General features: G+C 62.9%; 13 protein-coding genes. 3 read left to right on the plus strand and 10 right to left on the minus strand.

The features are described 5' to 3' along the window. Nucleotides 1–2: 2 nt before the first annotated feature. From P0D68_RS33555 to P0D68_RS33590, 8 genes are all read right to left on the minus strand, one after another. Nucleotides 3–1,193 (minus strand): CaiB/BaiF CoA transferase family protein, encoded by a 1,191-nt coding sequence (locus P0D68_RS33555; protein ID WP_091796779.1) that lies wholly within the window; start codon nt 1,191–1,193, stop codon nt 3–5. Next, nucleotides 1,190–2,353, minus strand: coding sequence for an acyl-CoA dehydrogenase family protein (locus P0D68_RS33560; protein WP_408302459.1), 1,164 nt, complete (start codon nt 2,351–2,353; stop codon nt 1,190–1,192). The genes P0D68_RS33555 and P0D68_RS33560 overlap by 4 nt, the downstream gene beginning before the upstream one ends. A gap of 10 nt (nt 2,354–2,363) precedes the next feature. After that, nucleotides 2,364–3,776: an MmgE/PrpD family protein gene (locus P0D68_RS33565; protein WP_408302456.1), complete on the minus strand. Its 1,413-nt coding sequence runs from the start codon at nt 3,774–3,776 to the stop codon at nt 2,364–2,366. Nucleotides 3,777–3,782: 6 nt separating this feature from the next. Beyond that, complete coding sequence (locus P0D68_RS33570; protein ID WP_091796782.1) at nt 3,783–5,189, minus strand: MFS transporter; 1,407 nt, start codon at nt 5,187–5,189, stop codon at nt 3,783–3,785. A 167-nt stretch (nt 5,190–5,356) separates the two neighbouring features. Further along, a complete protein-coding gene (locus P0D68_RS33575; RefSeq protein WP_408302454.1) occupies nt 5,357–5,857 on the minus strand; it encodes a MaoC family dehydratase in 501 nt (166 codons plus the stop codon). Nucleotides 5,858–6,082: 225 nt separating this feature from the next. Next, nucleotides 6,083–7,681 (minus strand): FAD-dependent monooxygenase, encoded by a 1,599-nt coding sequence (locus P0D68_RS33580; RefSeq protein ID WP_408302452.1) that lies wholly within the window; start codon nt 7,679–7,681, stop codon nt 6,083–6,085. 238 nt (nt 7,682–7,919) lie between these two features. Then, entirely contained in the window at nt 7,920–8,456 is a 537-nt protein-coding gene (locus P0D68_RS33585; RefSeq protein ID WP_106282086.1) for a single-stranded DNA-binding protein, read from the minus strand. Nucleotides 8,457–8,591: 135 nt separating this feature from the next. After that, nucleotides 8,592–9,779 (minus strand): MFS transporter, encoded by a 1,188-nt coding sequence (locus P0D68_RS33590; protein WP_177205029.1) that lies wholly within the window; start codon nt 9,777–9,779, stop codon nt 8,592–8,594. Between the two features lie 357 nt (nt 9,780–10,136). Here P0D68_RS33590 and uvrA point away from each other — a divergent pair, with 357 nt between their 5' ends. The 3 genes from uvrA (at nt 10,137) to P0D68_RS33605 (ending at nt 15,895) form a co-directional block, all read left to right on the plus strand. Next, the gene (gene uvrA, locus P0D68_RS33595; protein WP_408302449.1) at nt 10,137–13,010 is read left to right on the plus strand and encodes an excinuclease ABC subunit UvrA; all 2,874 of its coding nucleotides are present in this window, start codon (nt 10,137–10,139) and stop codon (nt 13,008–13,010) included. Nucleotides 13,011–13,044: 34 nt separating this feature from the next. Continuing rightward, entirely contained in the window at nt 13,045–14,130 is a 1,086-nt protein-coding gene (locus P0D68_RS33600) for an AI-2E family transporter (protein WP_091796788.1), read from the plus strand. Nucleotides 14,131–14,668: 538 nt separating this feature from the next. Continuing rightward, nucleotides 14,669–15,895: a PepSY-associated TM helix domain-containing protein gene (locus tag P0D68_RS33605; protein WP_408302446.1), complete on the plus strand. Its 1,227-nt coding sequence runs from the start codon at nt 14,669–14,671 to the stop codon at nt 15,893–15,895. A gap of 74 nt (nt 15,896–15,969) precedes the next feature. Here the strand turns inward: P0D68_RS33605 and purU are convergent, their stop codons facing one another. Both purU and P0D68_RS33615 read right to left on the minus strand, forming a co-directional pair. Continuing rightward, entirely contained in the window at nt 15,970–16,839 is an 870-nt protein-coding gene (gene purU / locus P0D68_RS33610) for a formyltetrahydrofolate deformylase (protein WP_091796790.1), read from the minus strand. Nucleotides 16,840–16,938: 99 nt separating this feature from the next. Beyond that, nucleotides 16,939–17,787, minus strand: coding sequence for an NUDIX hydrolase (locus P0D68_RS33615; protein ID WP_408302444.1), 849 nt, complete (start codon nt 17,785–17,787; stop codon nt 16,939–16,941). Between the last annotated feature and the right edge of the window lie 57 nt (nt 17,788–17,844).

The raw sequence follows: 17,844 nt of genomic DNA on the forward strand, positions 1-17,844 counted from the left end.
CCTTATTGCACCACACCCGCCTCTCTCAGCAAAGCTATCCTTTCCGGACCATAGCCGAGCTCGTCGAGCAACCGTTGGGTGTCCTGCCCGAGGTCCGGCGCCGCGCGCGTCGGCAGCGGCTCGTCGATCCGCACCGGCGCGGCCACGCCGCGCACCGTGCCGAAGCGCGGGTGCTCGGCGTTCACCACGCATTCGCGCTCGGCAACGAACGGATTCTCCAACGCCTCCTTGACGTCGAACACCGGCGCCGCCGGCACGCGTCCGCCGAAGCGTTCGAGCCATGTTGCCGTGGTCGCGCCCGATAACACCGTGTCGAGTTCGGTCTGCACCAGCTCGCGATTCGCGAGGCGTGCCTGAAAGTTGCAAAAGCGCGGATCGGTCACCCACGACGGTTTATCGAGCACTTCGGCGAGCACGCCCCAGAACTTTTCCTTGTTACACATCAGGAAAATCCAGCCGTCCTGGGTCTTGTACAACTGGCTCGGCGTGAGCGACGGATGCGACGAGCGATTCTCGCGCCCTGTCACCACGCCGCCGTTCAGATACCACGTCGCGACATACGCGAGGTTGTGCAGCGCGACGTCGAAGAGACTCACGTCGATGTCGCGGCCCTTGCCCGATGTCTTCGCATCGACCAGACCGGCGAGCAGCGCCATCGCCGCGGTCGTGCCGGTCATCAGGTCGATGATCGACAAGCCGAAGCGCGCCGGCGGACTATCGGGCTCGCCCGTGACCGACAGATAGCCGGCCTCGGCCTGCATCAGATAGTCGTAGCCCGGCCATGCCGCGCGGCTGCCGGTGCGACCGTACGCGGACAGATGCCCGCACACGATCTTCGGATTCGCCTCGCGAAGTTGCTCATAGGTGAGCCCGAGCTTCGCCGGCAGATCGCCGCGCAGATTGTTGAACACCGCGTCGCTCTTCGCGACGAGGTCGAGCAAAACCGCGCGCGCTTCGGGCTTTTTCAGATCGAGCGTCAGGCTGCATTTGTTGCGATTGAACGCTTCGAAAAAGTGGCTATCGCCGTCGCCGAAAAAATACGGGCCCACCGCGCGGCCGACGTCGCCGCCATTGGTCGGATGCTCGATCTTGATGATCTCCGCGCCGAGGTCCGCGAGATGCTGGGTCGCGAACGGCCCAGCGCCGTATTGTTCAATGGCGAGCACGCGCACGCCGGAAAGAGGCAAACTCATACCGGACTCCTTTCGATCAGCTGCTTGGCGATGATGATGCGTTGCATCTCGTTGGTGCCTTCGCCGATGGTGAGGAGCGGCGCATCGCGATACAGTCGCTCGACGTTGTACTCCTTCGAATAGCCGTACGCGCCGTGAATGCGCATGGCCTCGATGCTGTTTTCCAGCGCGGCCTCAGTGGCGAAGTATTTCGCCATGCCCGCTTCCATATCGCAACGCTCGCCGCGGTCGTACTTCTGCGCGGCGGCATCGACCAGCAAACGCCCCGCTTCGACGCGCGTCGCCATCTCGCCGAGTTTCAACTGGATCGCCTGGTGCTCGCAGATCGGCTTGCCGAAGGTCTTGCGCTGCTGCGAGTAGCTGACGGATTCATCGAGCGCGGCTTGCGCGACACCGACGCCGCGCGCCGCGACATTGATCCGGCCGAGTTCCAGGCCGCCGAGTATCTGCTGCAAGCCCTTGCCTTCCACGCCGCCGATCAACGCATCCACGGAAACGTGATAGTCGTTGAACGACAGCTCGCAGGTATCGATACCTTTGTAGCCGAGCTTTTCGAGTTGGCGGCTGACTTCGAATCCTGGACCTTTCTGCACCAGCAACAAACTCATCCCACGATGCCGCGGCTCTGCCGTCGTATCCGTCTTTACCAGCAGCGCCAGCGTATTGCCGTGCTTGCTGTTGGTGATCCACGTCTTGTTGCCGTTCACGATGTATTCGTCGCCGACGCGTTTGGCGGTCGTGCGTATCGCCTGCAGATCGGTGCCGCAATCGGGCTCGGTGAGGCCGATGCCGCCGCGCCACTCGCCGGTGGCGAACTTCGGCAGATACTTGCTTTTCTGCTCGGGCGTGCCGTCGCGTTGCACCAGCATCGCGAGAATCAGATGCGAATTGATGATGCCGCTCACCGACATCCAGACCCGCGAGATGCGCGCGATGATCTGCGCGTAGGTCCGCGTCGACAGGCCCAGCCCGCCATACTCGGGATCGATGATGCAGCCGAACAGGCCCATCTCTTTCATCTTCTCGACGATCTCCGCCGGGTAGATATCGTCGTGATCGAACTTGTGGACGTAGGGCCGCACCTCGGTGTCGAGAAAGCGGTCCAGCATGTCGAGAATCAGTTGATCGTTTTCCAGCGTGTCGAGTTCAGTGGCGGTCATGATGACGTCCTTAAGATGCGGTGTGTCCAGCAAGCGTGTCGGCGAGCGCGCGGGCCGGCTGTTCGTCGAGTTGCAAGACGGCGTGGGCGACCTGTTCGGCCTCACTGCGGGAAATGCTGCGCTGCGCGTTCGCGTGGAACTTGGCGACGATGTCGTCGTTGCTGACGGGGCGGTCCGCGCAACCGCGATTGATCGCCTCGCGATGCGCGACGCGCGACCCGTCGCTGCGCTCCACCACGACTTCGCCGGTGTAGTGGCGCGGGAAGGTCGTGTCGGGATCGATTTCGTAATCGACTTTTTTGGCGAGCGCCAAAACCGCTGGATCGGCGAGCGCGGCCGGTTCGAGTTCGTCGAGCGTAAAGCGGCCTTTGAGCAACGCCGTGGCGACGATGTACGGCACGCTGAATTGCGCGTCGTAGGCGGTGACCGGCTTGCGCTTCGCATCGACCGGTTCGCAGACGATTTCCACCGTGCCGCGCGGCACTTTCGCGACCACGCGTTTGATCGAGTCGAGCTTGTCTGCCGAGAAGCGATGCTCGCGATGCAACGCGATCGCCGCGTCGGCGACTGCATGCGTGAAGTGACACGCGGGCAGCGGTTTGATCGCCACTTCGTCTATCTGCCATGAACTGCCCAGGCCTTCGGTGGCGAGTTCGCGATCGGCCGCGTCGAGCGGTTTGCCGAGGTGGCTCGCGTAGAGCCCGAAGCGTCCTTCGTAGGCCAAACGTGGACCCGTGAAGCCGTGTTTGGCGAGCGTCGCGGCGGTGATCGCCGAAGCAGCCGCGAAACCCGGATGAGCGCGCTTGGTCCACGCGCCGTCTTCGAGAAATTCGAGGCTGCCGGCCGCAATTGAAAACACGATGCCTTGCGCATGCGCCACGCGAGCCTCGTCCAGTTGCAGCAGACGCGCTGCGGCAACCGCGCAGCCGAACGCGCCCACCAGGCCCGTCGGATGAAAACCGGCGTCGTGGAATCCGCCCTTGGCCGCCGACGCCACGCGCGTCGACACTTCCATTGCGACGATATACGCGGTCAACAGATCGGCGCCGCTTACGCCGTCGCGATCGGCGAGTGCGAGCACGCAGGGCAACGCGCTGGTGGTCGAGTGAATGACGCCGCGCGAATGGGTGTCGTCGAAGTCGAGACCGTGAATCAGCACGCCGTTCATCGTCGCGGCGTCGCGCAGGCCAAGACGCCGGCCGTAGCCGATCACTGGCGAAGCGCCGTTGCCGAGTTCGGAGAAGGCGGCGAGCGCAACATCCGCATACGGATAACCACGTGACGCGAATGCAATGCCAACGGCGTCGAGAATCAGATGCTTGGCGCGCGTCTGCACCGCACGCGGCACGTCGCGCAATTGCAGACCCAGACCGAAGCGCGCGTACTGATCGGACAGCGTGACAGAGGTATCGAGTGAAGTCATGGAGGATTAACCTTGCTGGGTAGCGGGTATCGGATCGGAATCGGTGTCGAGGCTCGGCGAGATCCGCTCGAGCGCGTGCTGATTGGTTTCGACACGCAGCAGCAGAATGCCGAGCACCAACAGCCCGAGCACGCTACTCACCATGGCCAGCACGCCGGACACGCCGAACGAGTTGTAGAGCACCACCGCGAGATACGGCGTGGTCATCGAGGCAGCGCGGCCGCAAACGCCTGCTGTGCCAGTTCCGCGCAGACGCAGTTCGGTCGGAAATAGTTCAGGGATGTAGGCGAACAAGCCGAGCGTGGTGACCGTGTAGATACAGGTGACCAGCACGAAGCCGACACTGCTGATTGCCCAACCCGCATGCATGTTCGGATAGATGAAGCCGACCACGATCGTGGCGATCGCGAAGATCACCAGACCACGCGCACGGCCCACACGATCCGCGCAGAGAAAGCCGATCAACGCGCCGCCGGGTGCGCCGAACGCCATGAGCGTCGTGAAACCGAGCGATTGCACGATGGTGAGACCTTCCTTCACGAAGAAGGTCGGCAACCACGCAACAAAGCCGTACACCGAAATATTCACCGCGACCGCCGTGAGAATGGCGACCAGCGTGCGCCCCAGCATGGCGTGCGAAAACAGTGCGGAGAACGGTGCTTTCGGCACTTCGAGACTTTCGGTGCGCTCGACCGGCGGCAATGGGCCTTTCTGTCGCTGCACCTCGTTTTCGATGGCCGAAACGGTCGCCTCGGCTTCGTCGCTGCGGCCCACTGATTCGAGCCAGCGCGGCGACTCCGGCATACGGTGCCGCAGCACCCACACGATGATCGCGCCGACGCCGGCAATCCCGAACATATAGCGCCAACCCAGCAGCGGAATCACGACGTAGCCCACCGCCGTCGACACCAGCAACCCGGAATTGATAATGAGCGCGAGCAACGCGGTCCAGCGTCCGCGTGATGCCGGGGGTATGAATTCGCACAAGGTGCCCGCCGCCACCACGAGTTCGGCGCCGAGGCCGATACCCATGATCAGCCGGAGCACGATCAGCCACATCATGTTCGGCACGAAGCACGCGGCGATCGACGCGATGCCGAAGATCAGCAGATTGGTCTGATACGACGAGCGGCGGCCGAAGCGGTCGCCGAGATAACCGGCCAGGCCTGCGCCGATCAGCATGCCGAAGAACGTCACCGAAATGAATAGCGCGTTCAGTTTCAGATCGGAGAAGCCCGCTTTCACCATCGCGCCGAGCGCACCGGCGGCGAGATAGATGTCGAAGGCGTCGAGAAAAGCGCCCGCGCTGATGAGGCCGAGAACCTTCCAGTGAAAGGACGCGATGGGCAGGCGATCGAGTCGCGCGCCCGAGTTGACGATACCGATAGCCACCTTTGTCTCCTTGGTGTGCATGCGGCCGCATTGACGCTTGCCGCTTCGTGGCGCCTGTTCGGGCGCCGCCGGAATCCGCGCGCGGGCTGCTCTTGCCGGCAGATGCGCGCAATGTGCTGCTGGTCGTTCTCAGACTGCCCGAGCGTTCAGTTCGCTCATGCGGCGATTGACGCGGGGCAACGCGTCGATCAATCGCCGACGCCGTGGCCGCGCGCCGGCACGAGCGCGCTGCGCACGAAGTCCATGATCGGTGTGCCGTCCTGCTTGAACGCGCGAGTTTGCACGGTGACGATGCCCTGCCCCGGACGCGACTTCGATTCGCGCTTCTCGAGCACTTCGGATTCCGCATAAATCGTGTCGCCGCAAAACACCGGACCGGTCAAACGGATTTCTTTCCAGCCGAGGTTGGCGATCGCCTTGCCGCTGACGTCGTTCACCGAGAGTCCCAGCACCACGGCAACCGTCAGACCGCTATTGACCAGCAGGCGGCCGAATTCGCTCTTGGCGGCGTAGGCGGCATCGCAATGCATCGGATGGAAATTCATCGTCAGCAGCGAGAAGTGGATGTTGTCGGCTTCCGTAATAGTGCGCCCGGGGCGGTGTTCGTAGATATCGGCGACCTGGAAATCTTCGAGGTAGCGCCCGTAACTGGCGCGTATGCGGTGTTTGACTGCGAGGTCTGATTCCATGCCTGTCTCCTGTTTCGAGTGACTTTATCTGCGTTTGTTACTTTGTCCGTACAAACTATGGATTGAGTATTGTCGGGGAAGGAGTGAATGTCAAGGCGACATTGAGGAAGATAAGGCTGAAGGGTGGGAAATGGGGCGCTGAGGCATGCCTGGCGTGGTGCTTAGGTTTATCCCTAGGGGAGTTCCAGACCGACGCCCGACTATCGCACGCCGCCCCGAATCACGTCAGTCGATCCGTATCGACCGCCGCAACCACCCCTTCAACGCGTCTTTCGAACAATGGCTCGCACGCCAGCCGAGATGCGCGTCGGGCCGCACGCCCCACACCGTGCCGCTCGGGGCGCGAAACGCCGTCGCGAATTCATGTGCCGCATCCGTCAGCACGGTGATCCGCTCGTTGCGGGGCACATCGCATCCCGGCGCCACGATCAGCACCGCGGACGCGAACTCGTCAGGCAGGGCAGCGAGCGCGGAGCAACCCTCGACAAACGCGTCGTATTGCGCAGCGGGTGAATCGATATAGCCGAGCAAGACATGTCGGCCGCGGCCGACGTGGTCATGCAGGCGCTGCGCGTGGCCGACGTAGGTCTGCTGGAAGCCCCCCACTTCGGGAACCCGGTCGCCGGGCGCGGGCGACGCCGCGTCCATCCCGGGACACTCGTCGACGACGATTTGGCTGCCGCGATAGGTGACGAGCAACTGGGTTTCGCGCATAGCCGGTGTCACCGCCTCGCGAGCGAACACCGCATTGAGCGCCGCGCTGGTCGACTGAACGACGTCGACTCCGACGGGATGCCGTTCCGCCGAATAGCTCTCGAGCAATTCAGGCTGTGCGAGGCCTTTCACCGCGAGCGACAGCTTCCACGCCAGATTGTGCGCATCCTGCAAGCCCGTATTCATACCCTGCCCGCCCACCGGCGGATGAATATGCGCCGCGTCGCCAGCAATGAAGACACTGCCCTGCGCATACGCAGGCACGATGCGATGGCTGACACGGTAGACCGACGACCAGCGCATCGACGAGAGGCGCGTGTCATCGGGCAAGGCCGGCAGCAGCAGCGCGCACATCGTATCGAAATCGGGTGAGGGGTTATCGGCGAACGCCGCCTTGTCTTCGGGCACGACGACCGAAAGCCGATAGCGTCGGTCCGAGCCGCGAACCGGCACTGCCGCGAGCGCCGTTTTCGGGCGGCCCTCAGCACTCCATTCGAAGCGATACATCGGCCCCCGGGGCAAATCCCACTCGACGTCGAGATCAGCGAGCGCGAATGTTTGCGGGTATTGTCCGCCTTCGAACGCAAAACCGAGCGTCGAGCGAACCTTGCTGTGCGCGCCATCGCAGCCCACGAGCCAACGGCAACGCAGGGTGTGCGTCTGCCCGTCGGAATCCGTGAGTTGCGCATGGACCGCGCCCTCGCGCTCTTCGAAAGCGGTCAACTCGACGCCGTATTCGACCCGTCCGCCATGCGCGGCAAGTGCGGCCTCGAGAAGACGTTCCGTTTCGAACTGCGCGAGCGACAACGAGCCGTAGGGCAGCCCTGCCGTCGGCATGTTCATGCTGCGTGCCGGGACCATGGCGCCGTCCTGCCAGGTTTGAACGCCGGTCAGCCATATTCCGGACTCAATCGCGCGCCGGGCGATGCCGATGTCTTCGAATATCTCGATGGTGCGCGGCGTAATGCCGAGCGCCTTGCAATAGAAGATCCTGGTGGACATACGGTCGACGAGGCGCACCTCGACGCCGTCGCGTCGCAACTCCGTAGCGAGCAATAGACCGACCGGGCCGGCGCCGACGATCAGGACATCTGCGGCATCATCCGACATCTCAAATGCCCCCTCGGAAGATGAAAGGGAATCCGCGCTGTCACGCGGGGCTATCGATTCCACGGACAAAATGCATCACGGTGGCGTCTAAAAAATGTAGCCCCGATTTCGATCGCTTGCGCGTTTTTTTATGAATCAGCGTGCCATGCCAGTGTTCGTGCGCGCTGCCTGCCAGAGCCAAGAACAAAAAACCCCGCACGAAGGCGGGGTTCTATCTTTGCACGTTGATTCTGGGAAATCAGAACGGAATATCGTCATCCATCTCGTCAAATCCGCCACCAGCCGGCGCGCTCGGACGGCTCGCGCCGCCGCCGCCACCACCGCTGCCGCCACGCGCACCACCACCCGACACCGCACGGCCACCACCACCGCCGCCGCTTCGCTCCGACGGCTCACCGCGGCTATAACCGCCTTCGTCACCGCCGCCGCCCATCGAGCCGCCGCGGCCACCCAGCATTTGCATCTGCTCGGCGACGATTTCCGTCGAGTAACGGTCGGTGCCGTCTTGCGCCTGCCACTTACGGGTACGGATGCGCCCTTCCAGGTACACCGACGAGCCCTTCTTCAGATATTCGGACACGATTTCCGCGAGGCGGCCGAAGAACGAGACGCGGTGCCATTCGGTCGCTTCTTTCATTTCGCCGGACGCCTTGTCCTTGTACCGATCCGTCGTTGCAAGGCGGATGTTCGCCACTGCGTCGCCGCTCGGAAGATAACGGACTTCCGGATCGGCTCCGAGATTGCCGACGAGAATGACCTTGTTCACGGATGCCATGAGTTTCTCCTGTTGATTCCGTTACGGGCGGCGCGGCAATACACGGTTCGCGTTTCAGGGCCGGCAGGCCCGAGACCGGAACTGCGCCTCTGCCCGCCGCCGGGTGAGTTCTGGGTAAGTTCGGGATGCGCCGTATTACGCTTTGCGCGGCGGCTGTTTCATCTTTGCGGCGATTATAAGCCAGCAAAAGACGAGCCCCGAACAAGTGAAAAAGACGGCGCTCTGACCATCCGCCTTCAGCAACCAGCCGCCGACCACACCGCCCAGCGCAAGACCGATCGACTGCGTGGTGTTGTACACGCCGGCGGCCGCGCCCTTGCGGGTTCCGGGCGCCAGTTTCGACACCAGCGAAGGCTGCGAAGCTTCAAGAATATTGAAGCCGAGAAAGTACACAAAAAGGATCGCCGCCACACTCAGAATCGTATGCGGAGCGACGCCCAATAACAACTGTCCGATCAGGATAAGAGCGATCGCCGAGAGCAGCACGATCTTCATCTTGCCGCGCTTTTCCGCGGCAATGATCGCCGGCACCATCATCACGAACGACAGGCCCATGACCGGCAAATACACTTTCCAGTGGGAGGCGACCGGCAGGCCACCGGCTTCGAGAATGCGCGGCACGACGAGGAACAGCGCGGTTTGCGTCGCGTGCAGCACGAGCACGCCGAAATTCAGACGCAGCAACTCGACGTTGTGCAGCACTTCGGCGAATGGCGCGCGGACATGCACCGGTTTCGGCGCATCTGGCACGACCCACACCACCACGCCGATCGCCAGAATCGAGAAGATGCCGACCAGCGTAAACAGGCCGCTCATGCCGACCCACTGGAACACGATCGGCGCCCCGACGATCGCCACCGCGAACGACACGCCAATGCTGCCACCCACCATGGCCATGGCCTTGGTGCGATTTTCCTCGGCGGTCAGGTCGGCGATGAACGCGATCACCGCTGAGGACACCGCGCCCATGCCCTGAATCACCCGGCCGACGATGATCCACGTCATGTCGTGCGCGCCCGCCGCCACGAAGCTGCCGAGCGCGAAGATCAGCAGGCCGGTCGCAATGACCGGTTTGCGGCCGACCTTGTCGGAGACCCAGCCGTAGAAGATGTACAGCATGGACTGCGTCACGCCGTAAGCGCCGAGCGCGATCCCCACCAGCAGCACGTTGTCGCCGCCGGGGATGGTCTTCGCGTAGATCGAGAACACCGGCATGATCATGAATAGACCCAGCATGCGCAGCGCGAAGATCGCGGCAAGCGACACGGTCGCGCGCAGTTCAGGCGCGCTCATGCGTGAGGAAGTGGCGGACGGATTGGACATCGGGAACGTTCTGTGAATGAGCTGGGTGGCACACCGCGGGCGGACACAGCGGCAAGGCGGCCATGACCGCGCGGCTTGCCGCAGGACGGCGGGCCAGCATGCGGCACTAGGATCGAGCCCGCAGCCTTCGCACCTTCCGCCGGCGCCTCGCGGTTGCCTCGGAGTTGCCTCGCGGCTGCCTTGTACTCGCGGAAAACGGCCCCAGTTAGACCTCTTGTCCGCAGCGCTGGGCCGCTGCCTTACAGCTCGCTTCGACACCTCTTCAGGCTGTCAGGAAGCCGTAACGGCGGTCTTGAAAAGTCGTTATAGTAGCAGGTTTAGCCTCTTCCTCTTTCCGCCAGTTCATGGAATAAATCCGTGGAACAAATCCGTATTCGTGGGGCTCGCACCCACAACCTGAAGAACGTCAACCTCGACCTACCCCGTCATAAGCTCGTCGTCATCACGGGCCTTTCAGGCTCGGGAAAATCGTCGCTGGCGTTCGACACGCTCTATGCGGAAGGACAACGGCGCTACGTCGAAAGTCTCTCCGCCTATGCACGCCAGTTCCTGCAATTGATGGAGAAGCCCGACGTCGATCTGATCGAAGGGCTGTCGCCGGCCATCTCGATCGAACAGAAGGCGACCTCGCACAATCCGCGCTCCACGGTCGGCACCGTCACCGAGATTCACGACTATCTGCGTCTGCTGTTCGCACGGGTCGGCACGCCTTACTGTCCGGACCACGAAATTCCGCTGGAAGCGCAAAGCGTCTCGCAGATGGTCGACGCGGCGCTCGCGCTGCCGGAAGAAACCAAGCTGATGATCCTCGCGCCGGTGGTGGCCAATCGCAAAGGCGAACACGTCGAGTTGTTCGAGGAAATGCAGGCGCAGGGCTTTATCCGTTTCCGCGTGCGCTCGGGCGGCGGCACCGCCAATGAAGGCGTCGCGAAAATCTACGAAGTCGACTCGCTGCCGAAGCTGAAGAAGAACGACAAGCACACCATCGACGTGGTCGTGGACCGCCTGAAAGTGCGCCCCGACATGAAGCAGCGCCTCGCCGAATCGTTCGAAACGGCACTGCGTCTCGCCGACGGCCGCGCGATCGCGCTCGAAATGGACACCGACAAAGAGCATCTGTTCAGCTCGAAGTTCGCCTGCCCGATCTGCTCGTACTCGCTGCAGGAACTGGAGCCGCGGCTCTTCTCATTCAACAATCCGATGGGCGCGTGCCCGGAATGCGACGGCCTCGGCCAGATCACCTTCTTCGATCCGAAGCGGGTGGTCGCGCATCCGTCGCTGTCGCTCGCGGCGGGCGCGGTGAAGGGCTGGGACCGGCGCAACCAGTTCTACTTCCAGATGCTGCAGAGCCTCGCGGCGTTCTACGAGTTCGATATCGACACCGCCGTCGAAGACTTGCCGGAGAAGGTCCGCAAGATTCTGCTGTTCGGTTCGGGCAAGCAGGAGATCCCGTTCTCGTACATCAACGAACGCGGCCGCACCTCGGTGCGCGAGCATGTGTTCGAAGGGATCATCCCGAATCTGGAACGGCGTTACCGCGAGACCGACTCGGTCGCGGTGCGCGAAGAGCTCGCCAAGTATCAGAACAACCAGCCCTGCCCTGCCTGCGCCGGCACGCGGCTGCGCCGCGAAGCGCGCTTCGTGCGAATCGGCGCGGACGGCGATGCGCGCGGCATCTTCGAAATCAGCGGCTGGCCGCTGCGCGACGCGCTCGGCTATTTCCAGACGCTGCGCCTGGAAGGCTCGAAGCGCGAGATCGCCGACAAGGTGGTCAAGGAAATCGTCGCGCGGCTCATGTTCCTGAACAACGTCGGGCTCGACTATCTGTCGCTCGAACGCAGTGCGGAAACCCTGTCCGGCGGCGAGGCGCAGCGCATTCGCCTCGCCTCGCAGATCGGCTCGGGGCTGACCGGCGTGATGTACGTGCTGGATGAACCGTCCATCGGCTTGCATCAGCGCGATAACGACCGGCTGATCGCCACGCTCAAGCATCTGCGCGACCTGGGTAATTCGGTGATCGTCGTCGAACACGACGAAGACATGATCCGCATGGCCGACTACGTGGTCGACATGGGGCCGGGCGCGGGCGAACACGGCGGCATGGTGATCGCCGAAGGCACGCCTAAACAGGTGCAGGCGAACGCGGCGTCGATGACCGGGCAGTACATGTCCGGCGCGCGCAACATCGAATTCCCGGACGAACGCAAGGAGCCGGACGAGCGGCGTCTACGCATCGTCGAGGCCTACGGCAACAATCTGCAGCACGTCTCGCTCGATCTGCCGGTCGGCTTGCTGACCTGCGTGACCGGCGTGTCCGGTTCGGGCAAGTCCACGCTGATCAACGACACGCTCTATCACGCGGTCGCGCATCACCTTTATGGCTCGGCCACGGAGCCGGCGCCGTATGAATCGATCGAAGGTCTGGAGCACTTCGACAAGGTGATCAACGTCGATCAGTCGCCGATCGGCCGCACACCGCGTTCGAATCCGGCCACCTACACGGGTCTCTTCACGCCGATCCGCGAACTGTTCGCGGGCGTGCCTGCGGCGAAAGAACGCGGCTACGAAGCGGGCCGCTTCTCGTTCAACGTGAAGGGCGGCCGCTGCGAATCCTGCCAGGGCGACGGCGTGCTGAAGGTCGAGATGCACTTTTTGCCGGACGTGTACGTGCCGTGCGACGTCTGCCACGGCAAGCGCTACAACCGCGAAACGCTGGACGTTCAGTACAAAGGCAAGAACATCAGCGAAGTCCTCGACATGACGGTGGAGAATGCCTACGAGTTCTTCAAGCCTGTGCCGGTCGTCGCGCGCAAGCTGAAAACCCTGCTGGACGTGGGTTTGGGCTATATCCGCCTGGGCCAGTCGGCCACTACCCTGTCGGGCGGGGAAGCACAGCGCGTCAAACTATCGTTGGAACTGAGCAAGCGTGATACCGGTCGCACGCTATACATACTCGACGAACCGACCACCGGATTGCACTTTCATGACATCGCGCTGTTGCTCGAAGTGATTCATCGTTTACGGGACCAGGGTAATACCGTCGTGATCATCGAGCATAATCTCGATGTAATAAAAACCGCGGACTGGGTCATCGACCTCGGCCCTGAAGGCGGGGCGGGCGGCGGGCAAATCATCGCCCAAGGCACGCCGGAGCAGGTTGCGAAGGCGAAGGCAAGTTTTACCGGTAAATATCTGGCGCCTTTGCTGAAACGCGCGGCCAGTAAAAAGTAACGCTGCACAACTCGGGTTGGGGACGGAATAAGCCATGGCCAAGCGGAATCAGGCGCGCGACGACGGGCAAGTGCAGGACCTACGCCCACGCCCGGTCAGGCTGACTAGCGACATGAGCCTGCCGAAGCTGTCGGCAGTCGAAATCGGCAGTTACGTTGTGATGCTGTTCGGCATGTGGGCGGTCATCGAACTTCGGCTGCTCGGCGCGTTGCTCGCCGGGCTGCTGGTGTTCCAGCTGGTACACACCATCGCGCCGCGCATCGAGCGTCATATGTCGAGCAAGCGGGCTCGCTGGCTCGCGGTCGTGATTCTGTCCACGGTGATCGTGGGCGCGCTGACGGGGCTCACACTCGGCATCATCGAGCATTTCGAAAACGACGTGCCGAGCGTGCAGAAGCTGCTCGACCAGGCCATGCAGTTGATCGACCAGGCGCGCGGCCGGATTCCGCAATTCATCGCCAATTCTCTGCCGGTCGATACCGAGCAGATGAAGACCAAGGCGGCGGAGCTGATGCAGACGCATGCCAACATGCTGCAGCAAAGCGGCAAGACCGCGGCGCGCGCGTTCACGCATATCCTGATCGGCATGATCATCGGGGCGATCATCGCGGTCGGCGCGCAAAAGCATATCCAGCGTCTGCCGCTCTCCACGGCCTTCATCACGCGCGTGACCCGTTTCGCCGATGCGTTCCGCCGTATCGTGTTCGCTCAGGTGAAAATTTCCGCGATCAATGCGGTCTTTACCGGCATCTTCCTGCTGGTGGTCCTGCCGATCTTCCACGACACGCTGCCGTTGTCGAAGACGCTGGTGCTGGTCACGTTCATCGTCGGCCTGCTCCCGGTGATCGGCAATCTGATCTCGAACACGATCATCGTCGCGGTGGCGCTCTCGGTGAGCTTTCCCGCGGCGGTCATGTCGCTCGTGTTCCTGATCCTGATCCACAAGCTCGAATACTTCCTGAACGCGCGCATTGTCGGCGGACAGATCGAGGCGCGCGCCTGGGAATTGCTGATCGCCATGCTCATCATGGAAGCGGCGTTCGGCCTTCCGGGCGTGGTGGCGGCGCCGATCTTCTATGCGTATATCAAGCGGGAATTGATTTACCTGCGGCTGGTTTGAGGCGGCGGCCAACGCCCCTGAAGCGGAGGCACGGCAACGAAAAAGCGGCACTTCGGTGCCGCTTTTTTTCATGCTCAGAAGTCGATGCGCGCATTCAGTGACAACGTGCGCGGATCGCCCTGCGTCAGACGTCTCCGTCGAACTCCACGCCCCGGAAGATCGACTCACCGTCCTGCGTGTAGACGCGGCTTTTGGTGCACTCTCCGGCGCTGTTCTGCAGACAGCAGCTGCTCTCGTTGCGATCGCGTGAACTTTTGCTGTAGCTGTAGTTCGCATTCAGCGTCCAGTCCAGGCTCAGGTTGTACTGCACGCCCGCGGTGTGGAACTGGACGTTCGTGTTCAGATGCTGGTCGGACCGGAAGGGTCGCCGCTGCCGCCGCTCATCGTTTGTGGCTGACGATCCCCGAATGTCGCCGTGAACTTACGACAAACTTGCAGTCCGTGGCATGATTCCTTAAGATGCGAACAATTCCCATTTACACAAAACCTGTGTCGTGACCCCTCATTCGAATTTCCGCTCCGTTCCGCCGGTTTGCCCATGAGGCGGCAGTTCGTCCGCCTGCATCGCTGGTTCGGTGTCGCCACTGCGCTGTTTCTGTTCGTCGCCGGCCTCACCGGCGCGGTCATCGCGTGGGACCATGAACTCGATGCGGCGCTGAACCCGTCGTTCTTCAAGGCGCGCACCGCAGGACCGGCGCTGTCGGGGCTGGAACTGGCGCGCCGCGTGGAAGCCGCCGATCCGCGTTTGCAGGTGACGTATCTGCCGCTGGCGGCCGAACCGGGCCACACGCTGCAAATGATGGTGTTGCCGCGTATCGACCCAGCCACGCACCAGCCCTACCCGCTCGACTTCAATCAGATTGCCGTCGACCCCGCCACCGGCGAGATCCAGGGACGCCGCGAATGGGGCGCCGTCTCGCTCGCGCGGCTCAATCTGATCCCGTTCATCTACAAGCTCCACTACACGCTGCAACTGCCTTTTACGGGCGGCGTCGATATCGGTACGTGGCTGATGGGGATCGTCGGCATCGTCTGGCTGTTCGACAGCCTGATCGCGCTATGGCTGTCGTTTCCGAGCGCCAAGGTCTGGCGCAAGTCGTTCGCGTTCCGCTTCGGGCGCGGCGGCTACGCGCTCACTTTCGATCTGCACCGCTCAGGCGGCGTGTGGATCTGGGGCCTGCTGATGATCGTTGCGCTGACATCGGTATCGATGAATCTTGCAGCGCCGGTGGTGCGCCCAATCGTGTCGATGTTCTCGACGCTCACGCCCGATCCGCTCAACAACCCTGAAATCCGCCGCGCACCGCAACCCGGCGACACCGTGCTCCCCCGCGAGCGCATTGTGCAACTGGCCGAGCAGGCCGGCAAAGCACGGAATCTCGGCGTCGGGCCGGGCGGCATCTACTATGCGGAATTCATGCATGCGTACGGCGTCGGCTTTTACGCAACCGGCAACGATCACGGCGATATCGGCCTCGGCAATCCGTGGATGTATTGGGACGCGGCCACCGGCAAGCAACTCAGCACGCAGATTCCCGGCAAGGGCACGGCCGGCGACATCTTCTTGCAGGTCCAATACCCGCTGCACTCGGGGCGCATCCTCGGTCTAGGCGGACGGATTCTGATTAGCGCAGTCGGCCTCGCGGTCGCCGTGCTGAGCGCGACAGGGCTGCTGATCTGGCTGAAGAAGTTGAATGCGCGCCGCCGCTCGGCGCAAAACGCGAATGCCGCGCGTGACGCAGGCCGGTCAGCCGCGCGGCCGTAGTCGACAAAAAAATGGCGGCGCCGGAGTCGTCCGGCTGCCGCCATTTATCTCTGCCGCAAAGCGATCAACCGCCTTTAGCGAAACACCACCGTCTTGCTGCCGTTCAACACGACGCGATGCTCCACGTGCCACTTCACCGCGCGCGCGAGCGTCACGCATTCGACGTCGCGGCCAATCGCCGTCAATTGCTCCGGCGTCATGCTGTGGTCGACGCGCTCCACTTCCTGCTCGATGATCGGACCTTCGTCCAGATCCGTCGTCACGTAATGGGCGGTCGCGCCGATCAGCTTCACACCGCGGTCGAACGCCTGGTAATACGGCTTCGCGCCCTTGAAGCTCGGCAGGAACGAGTGATGAATGTTGATCGCGCGGCCGGCGAGTGCTTCGCACAGCTTCGGCGACAGAATCTGCATGTAGCGCGCGAGCACCACCAGGTCGGCTTGATGCTCGTCGATCACTTCGAGCACGCGTGCTTCCTGTGCCGCCTTCGCGTCCGGCGTCGCGCCCAACAGCGGGAAGTGATGGAACGGAATGTCGTAGCTGGCGGCGAGTTGATAGAACTCCTTGTGGTTCGAGATGATCGCGGGAATCTCGATACCCAGCTGGCCGGTGCGGTAGCGGAACAGCAGATCGTTCAGGCAATGGCCGATCTTCGACACCATGATCACCACGCGCGGCTTCACCGACGCGTCGTGCAACTCCCAGCGCATGCCGAACTGTTCAGCCAGCGTCGCGAACGACGTGCGCAACGCTTCCAGACCCGGATCGCCGCCCACCTGCTGGAAATGCACGCGCATGAAGAACTCGCCGGTGCGGCTGTCGCCGAACTGCGCGGAGTCGAGAATATTGCTGCCACGCTCGAACAGAAAGCCCGACACTGCGTGAACGATGCCGGGCCGGTCGGCGCACGACAGTTTGAGGATAAAGCTGTGATCGGTCGACATGACCTGGGTGACTCCCTTCTTCAATGCATGGTTTGTTCGGTATGTACGGCTCGATGCGGCGTGTTTCGACATGCTCGTGCGCGCGCACCTTTGCGGCAATCAGGCGAGCGCTGGCGGCACGAACATGGCCTCGATGCCGGCGCACGCGTCTTCATCGATCCAACGGCGGCGCAACAGACAATCCAGCGTGGCGAGACTCGCATCGACTGTCATCGCGCCTTCCTCGATCCAGCGCGCCACTTCGTCGATGCGCGCGAGCCGGTGCTCGCCCACTTCGCCGTCCTGGTTGCGCGGCGCGAAATCAGCCGGCAACGCAAGGTCGTAGATGAAAATCTGCTCGGCCTGCGTGCCTTCCGGCAAAGATTGCAGCACATGCGCGGTGCGGCCCGCCGCGGCACGGGCGGCGATTTCCTCGGGAATGCCGGCTTCTTCCCAGCACTCCTTGATGATCGTCTCCTCGACGCCGAAGCCCCAGCCGATCCCGCCTGCCACGACATTGTCGAGCATGCCCGGGTCGGTCGCCTTGGTGTCGCTGCGGCGCGCGATCCACAATTGCGGCGCACCGTCTGCGTATTCTACGACGCCGTTCAGATGCACCGCGTAGGTCATCGTGCCGAAGAAGCGCGACGCCGCGCGTTCGATATACGCGAGCGGCGGCGCATCGAACGCGTTGCGGATCGCGTAGGTCTCGTTGCGCCAGCCTGGAATGCGGCCTTCGGCGGCGAGCGCGCCGATCACGGAACCGAGCGCGGCGCTGCGCAAATCCACCGTATTGAATGCGGGCGCGAGCGTCACACGGTTAGTGACGAGGTCGAACACATCGGGCCAGCGCGCGAGCGACGGCACATCGCTCGTGCGGATCCAGCCGACCTGTTCGGCGCCGATCCAGAACGGCACATGCGCATGCACGTCGAAGCGGCGCGCGGCGGTGATGCAAGGCAAAGTCATGTAAAGCTCCAAACTGTTTCCGGTGTTTGACGGTGAGCGCTCAACGGTGAGCGCTGG

Source organism: Paraburkholderia sp. RL17-380-BIE-A (assembly GCF_046028085.1).
In the GTDB taxonomy this organism is placed as follows: domain Bacteria; phylum Pseudomonadota; class Gammaproteobacteria; order Burkholderiales; family Burkholderiaceae; genus Paraburkholderia.

Excerpts from the sequence above, each read along its gene's own strand:
- P0D68_RS33555 (WP_091796779.1), bottom strand. The coding sequence starts at position 1,193 with ATGAGTTTGCCTCTTTCCGGCGTGCGCGTGCTCGCCATTGAACAATAC.
- P0D68_RS33560 (WP_408302459.1), bottom strand. The coding sequence starts at position 2,353 with ATGACCGCCACTGAACTCGACACGCTGGAAAACGATCAACTGATTCTC.
- P0D68_RS33565 (WP_408302456.1), bottom strand. The coding sequence starts at position 3,776 with ATGACTTCACTCGATACCTCTGTCACGCTGTCCGATCAGTACGCGCGC.
- P0D68_RS33570 (WP_091796782.1), bottom strand. The coding sequence starts at position 5,189 with ATGCACACCAAGGAGACAAAGGTGGCTATCGGTATCGTCAACTCGGGC.
- P0D68_RS33575 (WP_408302454.1), bottom strand. The coding sequence starts at position 5,857 with ATGGAATCAGACCTCGCAGTCAAACACCGCATACGCGCCAGTTACGGG.
- P0D68_RS33580 (WP_408302452.1), bottom strand. The coding sequence starts at position 7,681 with ATGTCGGATGATGCCGCAGATGTCCTGATCGTCGGCGCCGGCCCGGTC.
- P0D68_RS33585 (WP_106282086.1), bottom strand. The coding sequence starts at position 8,456 with ATGGCATCCGTGAACAAGGTCATTCTCGTCGGCAATCTCGGAGCCGAT.
- P0D68_RS33590 (WP_177205029.1), bottom strand. The coding sequence starts at position 9,779 with ATGTCCAATCCGTCCGCCACTTCCTCACGCATGAGCGCGCCTGAACTG.
- P0D68_RS33600 (WP_091796788.1), top strand. The coding sequence starts at position 13,045 with ATGGCCAAGCGGAATCAGGCGCGCGACGACGGGCAAGTGCAGGACCTA.
- P0D68_RS33605 (WP_408302446.1), top strand. The coding sequence starts at position 14,669 with ATGAGGCGGCAGTTCGTCCGCCTGCATCGCTGGTTCGGTGTCGCCACT.
- purU (WP_091796790.1), bottom strand. The coding sequence starts at position 16,839 with ATGTCGACCGATCACAGCTTTATCCTCAAACTGTCGTGCGCCGACCGG.
- P0D68_RS33615 (WP_408302444.1), bottom strand. The coding sequence starts at position 17,787 with ATGACTTTGCCTTGCATCACCGCCGCGCGCCGCTTCGACGTGCATGCG.